The sequence below is a fragment of the Gilliamella sp. wkB108 genome, from assembly GCF_001690195.1.
Taxonomy (GTDB): domain Bacteria; phylum Pseudomonadota; class Gammaproteobacteria; order Enterobacterales; family Orbaceae; genus Gilliamella; species Gilliamella apicola_L.
This window is the reverse complement of the sequence record NZ_LZGM01000066.1, coordinates 1-14,794: the sequence shown is the minus strand read 5'-3', so window position 1 is coordinate 14,794 and position 14,794 is coordinate 1. Positions and strand designations below refer to the sequence as shown.

The window sequence follows — 14,794 nt, the reverse complement described above, 5'->3', positions numbered from 1 at the left end:
CATATTGATCAGAACTATTTATCTGCAATTGAGGTTCACTCTTATGCTCATTATCCTCTTGAGATGTGGCTTTAGTAATCACCTGAGTTTGTGGTTGCTCAACAATTACTTCTGTTTTAACTTCCTCATTTTTAATGATAATCGGTAATAACAGTGAAGGAATTATTGGAACAATCGTAGTTGAATCGTCATTATTAATCAAAGAGTAATCTATTGTAACACGCCCTAATGCCAATTCGAGTGAAGCGGCAGCAAACGGTAATGGTACAGCTGATTGTTTGAGATAGTTATTTTTGGTACGTCGTTTATTACGTTGACCGTTCATTCGTAAATGTCTGGAGGTACGGCGCTGACGTTTTGGTTGTGACTCTAATCCAGCAGAATATCCCACATCATTTGCTTCATTGACAATAATTGGCAATAAAAGAGAAGGAATAATTACACGATCTTGTTCATCTGGCATAATCGATTCACTAACAAGTTCTGGTGATCTTACTCGTACACTTTTAGTTAATGCACGTTGCTGGCGTCTTGCTTTTACTTCTCGTTGTTTCGGTTGGACTACTTCATTAACAACTTTAGCGTTGGCATTAGGTACACTAGCATTACCATTTTGTTTAGTACGTCGAGTATTAGTTTTAACAGGCTCTTTGGTTTCATCCGCGATAACCGCGACTGTGTTAGTCGTATTGGTTGTAGCAGCACTATTATTTCTATTATTACGCTGGCGTCGATTATGTGAACGCTGATTATCGCGTCGTTTTACTGGCTCTGCTTTAACTTCCGGTTGAGGCTCCTCTTTTTCAGCTACAAATAGTTTACGTAACTTAGTGAATAAGCCACCAAATAGACCTGCTGATTTATCTGCTTTCGGCTCTACACCGGCTTTTGGTGCTGTGCTTACTTCAACTTTAGGCCCAGAAAGGACGGCTTGTTCAACCACCGCTTCTACAACTTGATCTTCTTCCTCTTCTTCAAGTTCACGAATCAATTTAGGAAGATTATAGCTCAGTACATCAGTCTCTTCACCCGTTCGCTTACGAATGACTTTATACAATGGCGTTTCCATTTCTTCATCGCTTGCAATCACAATTTTAACATCCGGATGCATGCGTTCTATATTGGTGATCGCGCGACGCTTTTCGTTAAGCAAGTAACTGGCAATAGGTACAGGGACAATTACATCAATTTGCACTGTATTATCTTTCATTGCTTCTTCTTGAATTAATCGAAGAATAGAAAGAGAGAGTGAATTATTGTCTCTTATCGTACCGGTTCCTTGACAACGAGGACAGATATGATGCGTCGCTTCTCGTAATGAAGGACTTAAACGTTGACGCGACATTTCGAGTAGTCCAAAACGCGAAATACGTGTAGTTTGAATACGCGCCCGATCCGTTTTCATCGCTTCTTTAAGACGATTTTCAACTTCACGCTGATTACGAATTGGGGTCATATCAATGAAGTCAATAACAATCAATCCACCTAAATCACGTAAACGTAACTGGCGAGCGATTTCTTCGGCTGCTTCAAGATTGGTATTAAACGCTGTTTCTTCAATATCACTTCCGCGGATTGATTTTGCTGAGTTGATATCAATTGCCGTTAACGCTTCGGTAGTATCAATAACAATTGAGCCGCCTGAAGGTAAACGAACTTCACGCTGAAATGCTGACTCTATTTGACCTTCGATTTGAAAATGATTAAATAGTGGTACATCACCTTCATACAGTTTAAGGCGATTAGCATATTCCGCACGACCTAAATCTGCCAATCGTTTTTTGGCAATTTCTAATACCTTCGGATTATCAATTAAAATATCACCCACATCATCACGTAAATAATCACGAAATGCTCGAGTAATAATATCACTTTCTTTATGAATCAAACTTGGAGCCGGATGATTTTTCGACTCATTTTGAATAGCCGTCCAATAGGTTACTAATGCATCTAAATCTTGTTGTAGCTCTTCTTGTGTTTTACCAACGCCGGCTGTTCTGGCAATGACGCCCATACCTTTTGGTTTTTCAATTGCGTCAATAATTCGTTTTAAATCAGCTCGCTCTTCACCCTCAATACGACGAGATACGCCCCCTGCTCTTGGATCATTTGGCATTAACACTAAATAACTACCCGCTAAACTAATATAAGTAGTTAATGCCGCCCCTTTTTTGCCCCGAATCTCTTTTTCGATCTGAATTAATACTTCCTGACCTTCTTGTAGATGTTTAATACTACGACGACCAGTGATATTTGCAGGGAAGTAACTTTCGGCAATCTCTTTTAATGGCAAGAAACCATCTCTTTCACCACCATAAGAGACAAAAGCAGCTTCTAAACTTGGGTTGATTTTTGTGATTTTGCCTTTATAGATATTGGCCTTTTTTTGCTCATGACCAAGGCTTTCTATATCTAAATCATATAAGCGTTGACCATCAACAAGAGCAACTCGCAGCTCTTCTTGCTGGGTTGCGTTGATTAGCATTCTTTTCATTATTCTACACTCTTAATTAGTTATAATTAATTGTATGTAGAATCCTAATATTGATAGGGTGCCTATTTTAACAATGATAACAATTTATACTAAACGTTATATTTCTACTCGGTATTCATTATTTTATTTATGTTATTTTTTTTATTATTTTATGTGAACCCGGTATCGCTTAAATAATATCAATCAGACAGTCAAGGCATAACCTTAAAATCGAAAATGTTACTTACTTTCCGAGTTACCCCTTAACATATAATCAGTTGATACTATCTGTATGGTTAATTTGCAAACTACCGCCTTATATCGATTTTTGGCAAACAAACTAAATCTTCATGTAATTGTTTAAAATAAACATATTATCTAATTATAATGATTCTACTTACGCTATGGTTGGATAAAATTGTAATGTCTAACGCCATTGCTGCATTACAAAAATAAATTATCCCCTCTTATTATTCACGTTTCAGCAAAGGATAGCAAGAAAATTAAACTTGCTATTTTATAAACAGTTAGGTAATTATTTTACTAAGTTTTAAATATTCTTAAGTATATTAATGAAGTAGTGTTTTAAACTTTTTGCGATATTATACTAAAACGTTAGTGTAACCTGAAACTTCTTGTCAAAATTATGCTAAATAATTTACCTAAGCAAGCTGCAAATAAGCAACGAGTTGAATTATGCATATTTAATGTTAATCAGTATAATATTTTTAGATAAAGCTATTTGTACTACAAAATAAGAGATTAAATTTGTTTATGAACTCACCCGATAAAATTGCACTAATTGGATTTACCACGCGTTGGTGTAATCAATTTGAAGATGCACCACAAAGTGAAGATTTGCATGCCATACCTTCACCATGTATTTTAAAAACTAAGCAATTAACCGTATTTTGGCAGGCTTTTTTACTTGAGCCACCAAGAAACTTGATGATCATTGAAGAAGTCGTAGGCATTACGTTACATCCTAGCGCCCATGTTTTTTATGGCACTCAATATGCAGGCAATATGACGGCAAAATTTGAAGATAGAAACTTATTGCTTATTCAAGCTTGGAATGATGAAGATTTTTCAACTTTAGAACAAAATATGATTGCCCACTTATCCCAACAAAAAAAACTAAAGCGAGTACCGACTATTTTTATTGCTTCAACGGATGAAGGAAGTGAAATAATTGCATTAAATAATTTAACGGGCGAAGTAGTAAAAGAGAATTTAATTACAGGAGAGTTAACCATATTAAGCAATAATTTAGCGTCATTTCTAGATAAACTTACCGCTATTTGCTAGAAAAATCACAAATAAACAAGTTGTTATTTTCCTTTTTTATAACGCAATTATCTAGATTGTATCTTGCAAAATAATGAGTATATAATGCTTTTAAAGTAATTAGACGAAATAGGTGATTTATGTTTGAAAATTTAACTGCAGCTCCAGCTGATCCCATTTTAGGGCTAGCGGATCTTTATAATAAAGATGAACGCATCAATAAAATTAATCTAAGCGTTGGCGTTTATAAAGATGAAACGACCCAAACACCTATTTTAGCGAGTGTAAAAAAAGCAGAACATGTTTTACTTGATGAAGAGAAAACTAAGAGTTATTTACCCATTGATGGTGTAAATGCATTTAATGTTGCAACTCAAATTCTGCTATTTGGAAGTGAAAATGAACGAGCCAGAACAGCCCAAGCGCCTGGAGGAACAGGCGCATTACGTATCATGGCTGACTTTTTATCCCGTAGAACCAAAGTCAAACGCGTTTGGATCAGTAATCCTTCATGGCCAAACCACCGTAGTGTATTTCAAACTGCCGGACTTGAAGTGCGTGAATATCATTACTACAACCCACAGAGTCGCGATCTTGATTTTGATGCGATGATGAATGATCTTAGTGTCGTTGCTGCCGGTGAAGCAGTACTATTTCATGGTTGTTGCCATAATCCTACTGGAATCGACCCAACACCAGAGCAATGGCAAGCAATATCTGATTTGGCTTTAAAAAACGGTTGGTTACCACTTTTTGATTTGGCCTATCAAGGATTTGGTCAAGGTTTAGATGAAGATGTTTACGGTTTGAGATTATTTGCACAATCACAACCCGAATTACTGATTGCTAGCTCTTATTCCAAAAACTTTGGGCTTTATAATGAACGTGTAGGTGCATTTACCTTAATCGCTGCAAGTCCTGATATTGCCGATCGCGCCTTTAGTCAGGTTAAGACAATAATTCGAGCAAATTACTCCAATCCACCAGCGCATGGCGCAAAAACTGTTTCTTACATATTAAATAGTGCTGAATTAAAAGAAGAGTGGATTGATGAATTAACCAGTATGCGTCAACGTATTCATCGTATGCGACAACTATTTGTCAAAACGCTACAAGATAAAGGTGCAAATCAAGATTTCAGTTTTATTGCCAAACAAAATGGTATGTTCTCATTTAGTGGTCTTAGTGAAGAACAAGTCATTAAATTACGCAATGATTACGGTATCTATATTATCAACTCAGGGCGCATCAATGTGGCAGGTATGACACTGGATAATATGTCTCGACTTTGTGAATCCATTGTTGAAGTATTATAACTAATAGGATATTGGGCTTGGTGAACGGTATTCGTTTCATCAAGTCATTGATATTATAGCGCTCCCCCCCTTTAGAACCCGTCAAACAGCTTATATTCTACCGGCCAATTTCTTTATCTAATCCTAAGCATAATAATATCATTGTCGATAATTGCTCATTGGTATTCAACTCAGGGCGTTGATTCTGGGAAGCGTTTTTACTTAATCACAAGATTAAAAAACTGCATTTCTTGTGCTGATCTCCTTATCCTAAATCCCTAAATGTTGGTCATAAAATACAGCACGTTGACTGTAACGTTATATTCAGACCATTTAATAGGATCTTCATATTATTTTTAATTATTCCTTTTAGTTATATCAATATGGAAATTGATTATTAGACGATAACATAAATATTATTAATAATTTATGCTCAGGAGATAGAACAATTATTGAGGATAGCTTCGGTGGTTTCACACATTATTGATTTTTTAATTTTAGGTAATAATTTTAGTACAAGCGAAATGCGATCTATTTGGTCAGAACAACATCGCCTTGAAAAGCAAGTCGATGTCGAAGTTGCTTTGGCAAAAGCAGAAGGTGAGTATGGTGTCATTCCTTTAGAGATTGCAAATTCAATAGTCAAAAACGCCGATGCATCCAAATTATCCATTGAACAAATTGCCGATGAGGCGGCTAAAGCCAAACACTCTTTGATGTCTACTATCAATGCACTTCAAAAACAAGTCGGTGATGCCGGTCAATTTATCCACTACGGCGCAACAACCCAAGATATTGTTGATACCGCAACAGTCTTACAATTAAAAGAGTCCTTTGCCATTATTGAGCGTGACAGCAAATTAGTTGCTCTTGAATTGCAACGCTTAGCTAAACAGTATCAATATTTACCTATGGTAGGACGCACACATGGTATGCAAGCGCTGCCAACAACATTTGGTTTCAAACTGGCTGTTTGGTTAGATGAATTCATTCGCCATTTACAACGCCTATCAGAAATAAAACAACGCGTGTTGGTGGGTAACATTAGCGGTGCAATTTGTACTTATGCATCAATGGGGCAATTAGGGCCTAAAGTTGAACAACGGGCATTAACCTTGCTTGGACTAAATACCCCCAATATTGGTTGGCAAGCGGCGCGCGATCGGTTTTCCGAATATGCATCGGTTATCGCTTTGATCAGTGGCACACTTGGTAAAATTGGCAATGAGTTTTATAACTTAATGCGCAGTGAAATCAATGAGGTAGAAGAGCCTTTTTCTGAAGGGAAAATCGGTTCAACAACCATGCCTCATAAACGTAACCCTGCAGCCTTAGAAGGACTGGCAAGTTTAACCGCACCATTATTAAAAAGCGTCGCATTAATCCATGAGTCAATGAAAGTTGAACATGAACGCGACGCCATGAGTTGGCGTGCAGAGTGGATAGCACTGCCTGAAATTAATCTTTATATCTCTGCACAGTTACAAACTGCATTAGCGGTACTAAAAGGCTTAAAAGTCAATGCCGAGCAAATGCTTAACAATTTATCGTTACAAAATGGTTTATTGTTGTCCGAAAAAGTGATGTTTGAAATAGGAAAACGTTTAGGCAAACAGACAGCACATCAGCTTGTGTATAAAAGCGCCATGAAAGCTTTTGAGCTTAACAAACCATTTAAACAAGTATTATTAAACGATCCACAACTCAATCAAACATTTACTGAATCTGAACTTGATAATTGGCTCGATCCTATTAACTATCTAGGCTCCGCACCTGAAAAAGTAGAACAAGTCATTAATTACGCAAATAAAAGTGGAGTGTTAGCATGAGTTTTCGCTTAATTAGCCAACACGATATCCCGGCCTACCAAGTGCTATTACATGATGCCTACCAAGCCACCACCCAATTGGGGATCCATTTTGCAGCAGCAACCGTTGATCGTGAACAAATTAATCAACACATTGACGCTAATGCTGTTTATGTATTTACCAAAAAAAATGAACTGGTTTCCACTTTAAGTATTCGATTCCCATGGGGGAATAATCCCGGACCTTATGGATTGCCTCATTTGGGGTGGTTTGCAACCTCTACCAAATACAAAGGGCAAGGATATGGTAATCAATTATGGAATTGGGTTGAACAGCAAATCTTAATAATGCAATTGAAACTACCAGCGGTGACACTTGGCACCGCAGCTAATCATCCTTGGCTAGCAAACGCTTATATAAAAAAAGGCTTCAAACCAATAGGACAAGCCGATTTAACTGATGATCATACCACGATCTATTTCGAAAAAATCCTTAATCATAAAAGTTATACCGAATGGAAAAAAAGGAGTACCAGATAATGAATAAAATAAAAATATTACTTTCAGCGCTGTTAGTAACCAGCTTAACATTAGTTGGCTGTGATAATAAAGCTAATAACCAAACCACAGAACAAAATGTCATTAAAGTGGGTTCTACTGGGCAAAGTTATCCTAATGGTTATAAACAAAATGATCGTTTAGTTGGTTTTGATGTTGAAGTAACCGAAGCCATTGCCAAAGAGTTAGATTATAAGGTTGAGTGGGTGACTGCTGAATTTGGTGGCTTAATGGGACAATTTGATGCTAACCGCTTAGATACGGTTGCCAATGCGGTAGCTATTACACCGGCACGTCAGGAGAAATATGATTTTTCTTCCACATATAGCTTTTATGGTAGTCAGATTGTAACGCATGATGAGAATCAAGATATCAATAAGCTAGCGGATTTTAAGGGTAAAACTATTGCTGGTGTACTTGGTTCAAATCACATCAATAACCTTAAAAAGGCATTTCCTAATGGCGAAGTGACAATAAAAACCTACGAAACACGTGATGGTGCAATGTATGATACCGAATACAAACGCGTTGATGGTTATATAAATTCGAAACCTATCTTACTGGCTGAAATCAAACGCAAAAACCTCCCTTTTAAATTAGTCGGTGAACCGATAACGATTGAGCAAGTTGCCTTCCCATTTAGTAAAGACGAAAAAGGTCAAGCGTTGCGCGAAAAATTTAATCAAGCAATCGAAAAATTACGCGCTAATGGCACATTAAAAAACATTTCAATTAAATATTTCGGTGAAGATATTACCTCATGAATTTTAATATAAACTATTTTCTGAACGTTTTTCCTCAGATATTGCCCTATTTGCCGGTAACACTTTTTATTGCCATTGTATCTATTTTTTTTGCAATTATATTTGGACTGGCAATAGCGTTGTTACGCAATCAGAAAATTATTATTTTAGATCCTGTTTTTGCGCTATTTATCTCCTTATTTCGCGGAATACCTTCGGTAGTGTTACTTTTTATTATTTATTATGGATCACCTCAGTTATTCCCAGTGTTAAAACTTTTAAATGCAACAAGTGCCGCTATTATCTGCTTTAGTTTGAAATACTCCGCTTATTTAGCCGAAATTTTTCGGGCAGGATTAGCCTCGGTTGATCATGGACAAAAAGAGGCAGGACTTACAGTAGGATTAAGTACTTTCCAAGTTTACCGCGGAATAATTTTGCCTCAAGCCATGATCAATGCATTACCCAATACGGGGAATATGTTTATTTCATTACTTAAAGACTCTTCAGTCGCTTTTTTTGTTGGTGTACAAGAATTGTTAGCAGCAGGAAAGATGTTAACCGTCGATTCGTTCCGCTATTTTGAAACCTATTTAGCCGTTGGTATTGTTTATTGGTTAACTGTTGTGATCTATTCATGGATACAAAAACAATTAGAACGAAAACTGAGTACACCGTATCACCGTTAAGGGAAAAGGTTATGATTTGTGTATCACATTTATCTAAACGATTTGCTCACAATGAAGTATTAAAAGAGATTAACCTAAATATTGGGCAAGGTGAAGTCGTTGCTATTATAGGTCCTTCGGGTTCAGGCAAATCAACGTTATTACGTTGTTTAAATTTATTAGAAAAACCCAATACAGGCATTATTCGCATTGGCAATGTTACACTTGACAGCGAACATTATAGTAGTAAAGAAGAGAGCAATTTACGACGACAATCAGCAATGGTCTTTCAACACTATAATTTATTTAAAAACAAAACCGCACTAGAAAACATTACTTACCCTTTGATTGCTGGACAGAAAATGGACAAAACCGAAGCAAAACAGCGCGGATTATCCTTATTAGAGCGGGTTGGTATGTTGCCCTACGCCAAACAATACCCTGTTACACTATCAGGAGGACAACAACAACGTGTTGCCATTGCCAGAGCGCTAGCAGTTAGACCCAAAGTCTTATTGTTTGATGAACCTACTTCAGCTTTAGATCCCGAACGGGTTCATGAAGTATTACAGGTTATGTTACAGCTGGCTAAAGAAAAAATCACCATGGTGATCGTCACGCATGAAATGGAGTTTGCCAAATATGTTGCCGATCGTATTATTTTTATGGCTAATGGCGTAATTGTTGAAGAAGGTATTGCGAAATCCGTTATCAATAATCCACAACATGAACTGACTCAGCGATTTTTACGTCAACTAACTGATGAATTTGATTTTGAAATTTAAGCAATAAATAGCCAGATTGTTAAAACCTGAGATTTTCTAATTTTGCTTCTTATTGCTAAAGCGTATAAATATGTGTTGTAACAAACTGATAAACATCAATACCTGACGAGAGTTTGTATATATCGTTCAATAGATTTTCTGCTTTTTGTTGATCGCCTATTGCCCTTATTAACTTTGATATCATCTGCTCTTGATTATAAGGATTTTTAGGTGAACCTTTCGGAATATCAATACGCTGGCTAATTTTCTTGCCGGTTTTTAACACAATTTCAACCACAACATAACGTTTATTGTAGGCATCGCAATGTGGTGTGAGTTGTATTTGATAACTACGTTGTATCCTACTCATTAAATTTTGTACATCCTTTGAAATGGGTATAGGGCTAAATTGTTCAAAATTAAGTGGGATACCTAATAGGGTTAATGCCAAAATATATTCGGCTGAAAAGCGCCCTTGCTCTGCTAATAACGGGTGATGATAAATCAATGCCGCATCACTTTTAGGTGGCGCAAAATAAATAGTTATATTTTCAATTTGTTCAACAGCAAATTGTGGGTGTTGATAAAGTAATTGACCAGCATCAGCAATATAAGCGGCGGCAGAACAATAACAATACGTTTTAAACCAAAGACCCGGATCGGCTATTTTCCATGGTTTTCCCCAATGGCTTAAATCAACATTAGCATTGCCCTGACCATAAACAGCTAAAAAACCGAGTTTATCGTCTAAAAAATTCTTATCTGCCTGTATCCCTGCTCTTAGCCATTCCACTGACTGGATAGCTGTTTGTGCTGCAAGTCCTGCATGTAAAAACTTAATGGGAGTTCCCATAACCAGACGTAATCCTGAGGCTTGGGTTGCGGCTAAAGTTAATGCTTGATACCCAAAAGATTCATCATAGAGATAACAGATAGCCGCTGTCGCAGCTATTCCACCTAAAGTAATTGTTGTATGCCAACCTTTCTCGTAATGTTGTGGATTGACGATTTTTCCCAATAAGGCCATGACTTCAATACCGACAATATAAGCGGTTAGAAAACGACGCCCATCAATCTTTGATAATGGTTTATCCAGTTTTATACTTGCAATTAATGCAGATAAAATGACTGCTGACGGATGACCGCGTATATCTGAATGCACATCATCATAATCTAAACAGTGTGCTTGAAATCCATTAAAAAGCGCAGCTTGTCTGGCACTAGCTAGCTTTTTTTGACCAACTAACCATGCTCTTGCTGTTCCGCCTTCATCATCAATCCAAGCTAATAATTTGCGAATATCATTTTCATTTTTTGCCTGTAAACTACTAGCAAAATAATCAATCACACCCTTTATCGCCAGATTAATAATCATAGGATCTTCAATCAGTGGTGTATGCTTTATCAACGAACTTAATTGTTGGCCAAGATTTACCATAAAATATCTCAATGTAGACATAAAATAGTTATGCCATAAATTTGTAAATTAGATTATTAAGCGATTAACATAAACAAAAATAGGTAAAAAGTTAACAATCATCTGGTTATATCTAAATAACTACAACGCATAATTGTAAATAATAAATCAGCCTTAATGATTTTATCCGCATTTTTGATAGCCAGTTTATATGCTAATATGTTGCTATATTTCACTTAAAATAAAAGTCTATTTATGTCAATTTGTTATATTGCTTTAGGCAGTAATCTTGAAGATCCCTTTGCGCAAGCCAATCGAGCCATTGCCGCCTTACACCAGTTACCACAAACGACCGTAACCAATATTTCACCTTTTTATCGCAGTAAACCGCTTGGTCCTCAAGATCAGAACGATTACCTTAATGCAGTGGTAAAACTCAATACAACATTATCGCCGACGGAATTACTTGATCAGCTTCAATCGATAGAAAAATCACAAGGACGTGTACGTAAAAATAACCGTTGGGGAGCAAGGACTTTAGATCTAGATATTTTACTTTATGATAATTTGATTATTAACACTGACAGACTTACCGTTCCGCATTACCATATGCAGCACAGGGAATTTGTTCTCTATCCTCTCTATGATATTGCACCTGATCTTACTTTACCTGATAAGCAAAAGTTAAGCGATTTAGTGAATAAATGCCCTAAAAATGGGTTAAAAAAGTGGGAGGAGTAATTATATTGATTAATAACATAGAGTTGGATTAATTTATCTTACTTACAGCAAAAAAATTATAAAAAAAATTTGCCAACGGCTAATTTATTGCTATAGTTTAGCGCTTGCAAATAATCTGTACTTAAGGGGATTGCTGTGAAAAAGGAACAAAAAATAAATACGTCTTCTCTTAGCCTGCTTTCAATTGCAGGACTTGAGCCTTATAAAGAGGCTAAAGGTGAGGAATATATGAATCCTAAGCAATTGAAACATTTTAAACTTATCTTGGAAGCATGGTTAGCCCAATTACAAGGTGAAATGGGTAAAACGGTTTCTCATATGCAAGATGAAGCTGCAAATTTTCCTGATCCCGCTGACCGCGCAACTCAAGAAGAAGAGTTTAGCTTAGAACTTCGTGCTAGAGATAGAGAGCGCAAACTTATCAAGAAAATTGAAAAGACGTTAAAGAAAATCGAAACTGACGATTTTGGCTATTGTGAATCTTGTGGTGTTGAAATCGGTATTCGTCGTTTAGAAGCAAGACCAACGGCTGATTTGTGCATTGATTGTAAAACACTCGCAGAACTTCGTGAAAAGCAAATGGGAATATGATCCTAATTTGAACTAATTGTCTTTAACTCTACGCCATACACTATGTGTTATATTGGTCGTTTTGCCCCTTCACCATCAGGGCCATTACATTTCGGTTCGTTGGTGACGGCACTTGGTAGTTATCTACAAGCTAAATCTTGCCGAGGGAAATGGTTAGTCCGCATTGAAGATATCGATCCACCTCGTGAAGTCAAAGGGGCTGCAACAGCTATCCTAACTACACTAGAAGCACTAAATCTGTATTGGGATGGTGAAATCTTATATCAATCGACATGTAGCAAACGCTATCGAGCCGTTTTACAATCTTTGCTTGATAAACAACAGGCTTATTACTGTGATTGTACTCGTCAACGTATTCATCATCTTCCTTCTGGTCTTTATGACGGCTTTTGTCGTAATCGACATTTAAACCAAACATCGCAACAACAACTGGCTATACGTTTAAAACAAAACCAGCCAATTTACCAATTTACTGACAAAATTCGTGGTTTACAAAACGTCGACACGGCTAATGCTCAAGAGGATTTTATTATTCATCGTAAAGATGACTTATTTGCTTATAATTTGGTTGTGGTACTTGATGATAATGAGCAAGGTATTACTGAAATTGTACGTGGTGCAGATTTATTGCCGGTGACAGCGAAACAGATTTCACTTTATCAATTGCTGGGCTTACCTGTGCCAACTTACTGTCATTTACCATTAGTACTTGATAACAATGATAATAAACTCTCTAAACAAAACCATGCAACGCCAATTGAATTGAATAATCTCAAAACATTAACCGTTCAGGCGCTACAATTTTTAGGGCAAGTCATTCCAGAAAATTGGCAAGATGCTAACCAAATGCAACTTTTAGATTGGGCAATTAAACATTGGGATATTACCAATGTTCCCAAACAAAATAGTCGTTTATCCACCAATATAGGATAAGTTAGGCGTTATACCAACGTGATGATCATGCAAGAGGTGTTTTTCAGGCTTACTCATTAAGGAAGCAAAAATTCTTGCTTTTAACTGTTCTTTTTGGTCTGCCTTTACCAATAAATCGCGTAAATCAACGGCCGCGTCACCAAACAAGCAGTAATGCAATTTTCCTAATGAGGAGACTCGCAATCGATTACAACTTTTACAAAAATCCTTTGAATATGGCATAATCAGTCCAATTCTACCTTGATAGTCGCTATGCGCATATACCTTAGCGGGACCAGATAAAGCCATCTTTGGTTGTAATTGCCAACCTTGAGCAATTAACTGGCTTTCAATGGCATTACCGGCTAAATGATAACGATTAAAAACCTCGTTAGTCTCCCCTGTCTCCATAAGCTCAATAAAACGTAAATCCACTGGTCGCTGTTTAATCCAAGCTAAATAATCTTTCAGATTATCATTCATATTCTTCATTAATACAGTGTTGATTTTTACTTTTTTAATCCCTACTTCTAACGATTTTTCAACACATTCAATGATCTCTTTCAGTTTATCTTGACCAGTGATTAATTTGAACAAATGAGGAGAAAAGCTATCAATACTAATATTAATCGCATTTAAACCGGCTTGATGCCAATGATGAATATTTTTTAATAACCGTGAACCATTTGTGGTAAGAGCAAGCTCTTTAACGCTTGGATAAGAGGATATCATCGATAAAATATCGGTAAAATCACGACGTAACGTCGGTTCCCCTCCCGTTAATCGGATTTTATGCACGCCAAGCTCGGTAAATGTTGCTACCACATTATTGATTTCGCTCAGCGATAAAAACTTGTGATCTTTATTAGGATGATAACCGTTAGGTAAACAGTACTGACACTGAAAATTACACTGCTCGGTAATCGACAAACGTAGATATTGAAATCGACGTTGATAATTATCCACTAATTGCATATCTTAAAAACACCTTATCCAAATCGGGAAGCATAGCCATTTCTGTACTATACCGCGGCTAATTCACCTTATGAAAACAAGTATTGCTATCACTTAGGTGAAATAGCTTCAGAGTTTATTTAAGTTTAGCATAACCTACTTTTTTTGCATATCACAAAGCCATGCTATTTAGATGCGCACACCCTTCAAAAACTTCATATATTAAAGTTAATTCATCTAGATCGGTTTCACTCGATGATCTGTTGGGAAGTTCTCTAACTAACCAATCAATCCCATTCACTTAATTTCTTTAAATTTTCTCCTTCATTTGACATCCAATCGACAATTAAAAGATTTCACTCATTGTAATTAGCACCAAATTGCATATCATAATTATTTATTGATTTGACTTTCAAAGGGAAAATAACATCCTTTTTATAATTTATTAGCATCATTTTACAAATATTTAATCAGGTGAATAAACTGTTATTAATTTTGTTTTATTACCTTGGTAGATAAAAGTATAGGTAGTCACTCCACCATCAAAATTTTGTGTGATTTTTAATTTGTTTTTACCAGACCAT

The 14,794-nt window shown here is 36.4% G+C and carries 12 protein-coding genes, 1 pseudogene and 1 riboswitch; of the genes and pseudogenes, 10 read left to right on the top strand and 3 right to left on the bottom strand.

Annotated features, from left to right (window positions below; all coding sequences use genetic code 11):
• Nucleotides 1-517: 517 nt before the first annotated feature.
• Nucleotides 518-2,494: pseudogene (rne, locus tag A9G11_RS06235) on the bottom strand (ribonuclease E); the annotation flags it as partial.
• A gap of 753 nt (nucleotides 2,495-3,247) precedes the next feature.
• Between rne and syd the strand changes: the two are divergent.
• The 7 genes from syd to A9G11_RS06200 all read left to right on the top strand — a co-directional run bounded on the left by syd (nucleotide 3,248) and on the right by A9G11_RS06200 (nucleotide 9,616).
• Nucleotides 3,248-3,781 (top strand): SecY-interacting protein, encoded by a 534-nt coding sequence (syd, locus tag A9G11_RS06230; RefSeq protein ID WP_065618640.1) that lies wholly within the window; start codon nucleotides 3,248-3,250, stop codon nucleotides 3,779-3,781.
• A 119-nt stretch (nucleotides 3,782-3,900) separates the two neighbouring features.
• The gene (locus tag A9G11_RS06225) at nucleotides 3,901-5,076 is read left to right on the top strand and encodes an amino acid aminotransferase (protein ID WP_065618639.1); all 1,176 of its coding nucleotides are present in this window, start codon (nucleotides 3,901-3,903) and stop codon (nucleotides 5,074-5,076) included.
• A 446-nt stretch (nucleotides 5,077-5,522) separates the two neighbouring features.
• A complete protein-coding gene (purB, locus tag A9G11_RS06220) occupies nucleotides 5,523-6,884 on the top strand; it encodes an adenylosuccinate lyase (protein WP_065618638.1) in 1,362 nt (453 codons plus the stop codon).
• On the top strand, nucleotides 6,881-7,402 hold the full coding sequence (locus A9G11_RS06215) for a GNAT family N-acetyltransferase (protein WP_065618637.1): 522 nt from the start codon (nucleotides 6,881-6,883) through the stop codon (nucleotides 7,400-7,402). Before purB ends, A9G11_RS06215 begins: the two co-directional genes overlap by 4 nt.
• Nucleotides 7,402-8,184: an amino acid ABC transporter substrate-binding protein gene (locus tag A9G11_RS06210; RefSeq protein ID WP_065618636.1), complete on the top strand. Its 783-nt coding sequence runs from the start codon at nucleotides 7,402-7,404 to the stop codon at nucleotides 8,182-8,184. The genes A9G11_RS06215 and A9G11_RS06210 overlap by 1 nt, the downstream gene beginning before the upstream one ends.
• On the top strand, nucleotides 8,181-8,852 hold the full coding sequence (locus A9G11_RS06205; RefSeq protein WP_065618635.1) for an amino acid ABC transporter permease: 672 nt from the start codon (nucleotides 8,181-8,183) through the stop codon (nucleotides 8,850-8,852). The genes A9G11_RS06210 and A9G11_RS06205 overlap by 4 nt, the downstream gene beginning before the upstream one ends.
• Nucleotides 8,853-8,863: 11 nt before the next feature.
• On the top strand, nucleotides 8,864-9,616 hold the full coding sequence (locus tag A9G11_RS06200; RefSeq protein WP_065618634.1) for an amino acid ABC transporter ATP-binding protein: 753 nt from the start codon (nucleotides 8,864-8,866) through the stop codon (nucleotides 9,614-9,616).
• Between the two features lie 55 nt (nucleotides 9,617-9,671).
• Here the strand turns inward: A9G11_RS06200 and A9G11_RS06195 are convergent, their stop codons facing one another.
• Nucleotides 9,672-11,033, bottom strand: coding sequence for an MmgE/PrpD family protein (locus tag A9G11_RS06195; RefSeq protein WP_065618633.1), 1,362 nt, complete (start codon nucleotides 11,031-11,033; stop codon nucleotides 9,672-9,674).
• A 234-nt stretch (nucleotides 11,034-11,267) separates the two neighbouring features.
• Here A9G11_RS06195 and folK point away from each other — a divergent pair, with 234 nt between their 5' ends.
• The 3 genes from folK (at nucleotide 11,268) to gluQRS (ending at nucleotide 13,277) form a co-directional block, all read left to right on the top strand.
• Nucleotides 11,268-11,753, top strand: coding sequence for a 2-amino-4-hydroxy-6-hydroxymethyldihydropteridine diphosphokinase (gene folK / locus A9G11_RS06190; RefSeq protein ID WP_065618632.1), 486 nt, complete (start codon nucleotides 11,268-11,270; stop codon nucleotides 11,751-11,753).
• Between the two features lie 135 nt (nucleotides 11,754-11,888).
• The gene (dksA, locus tag A9G11_RS06185; protein ID WP_065618631.1) at nucleotides 11,889-12,344 is read left to right on the top strand and encodes an RNA polymerase-binding protein DksA; all 456 of its coding nucleotides are present in this window, start codon (nucleotides 11,889-11,891) and stop codon (nucleotides 12,342-12,344) included.
• A gap of 42 nt (nucleotides 12,345-12,386) precedes the next feature.
• Nucleotides 12,387-13,277, top strand: coding sequence for a tRNA glutamyl-Q(34) synthetase GluQRS (gene gluQRS, locus A9G11_RS06180; protein WP_065618630.1), 891 nt, complete (start codon nucleotides 12,387-12,389; stop codon nucleotides 13,275-13,277).
• On the opposite strand, the gene moaA is transcribed toward gluQRS, so the two are convergent.
• Nucleotides 13,257-14,231, bottom strand: a complete 975-nt coding sequence (moaA, locus tag A9G11_RS06175) for a GTP 3',8-cyclase MoaA (RefSeq protein ID WP_065618629.1) — start codon at nucleotides 14,229-14,231, stop codon at nucleotides 13,257-13,259. The two genes, gluQRS and moaA, sit on opposite strands and share 21 nt — an antisense overlap.
• Nucleotides 14,226-14,357: riboswitch (molybdenum cofactor riboswitch) on the bottom strand. (Overlaps the previous gene by 6 nt.)
• Between the last annotated feature and the right edge of the window lie 437 nt (nucleotides 14,358-14,794).

Bases quoted from the DNA above. Each gene is read 5' to 3' on its own strand.
- syd (WP_065618640.1), top strand. From the start codon at position 3,248: ATGAACTCACCCGATAAAATTGCACTAATTGGATTTACCACGCGTTGG.
- A9G11_RS06225 (WP_065618639.1), top strand. From the start codon at position 3,901: ATGTTTGAAAATTTAACTGCAGCTCCAGCTGATCCCATTTTAGGGCTA.
- A9G11_RS06215 (WP_065618637.1), top strand. From the start codon at position 6,881: ATGAGTTTTCGCTTAATTAGCCAACACGATATCCCGGCCTACCAAGTG.
- A9G11_RS06210 (WP_065618636.1), top strand. From the start codon at position 7,402: ATGAATAAAATAAAAATATTACTTTCAGCGCTGTTAGTAACCAGCTTA.
- A9G11_RS06205 (WP_065618635.1), top strand. From the start codon at position 8,181: ATGAATTTTAATATAAACTATTTTCTGAACGTTTTTCCTCAGATATTG.
- A9G11_RS06200 (WP_065618634.1), top strand. From the start codon at position 8,864: ATGATTTGTGTATCACATTTATCTAAACGATTTGCTCACAATGAAGTA.
- A9G11_RS06195 (WP_065618633.1), bottom strand. From the start codon at position 11,033: ATGGTAAATCTTGGCCAACAATTAAGTTCGTTGATAAAGCATACACCA.
- folK (WP_065618632.1), top strand. From the start codon at position 11,268: ATGTCAATTTGTTATATTGCTTTAGGCAGTAATCTTGAAGATCCCTTT.
- gluQRS (WP_065618630.1), top strand. From the start codon at position 12,387: ATGTGTTATATTGGTCGTTTTGCCCCTTCACCATCAGGGCCATTACAT.
- moaA (WP_065618629.1), bottom strand. From the start codon at position 14,231: ATGCAATTAGTGGATAATTATCAACGTCGATTTCAATATCTACGTTTG.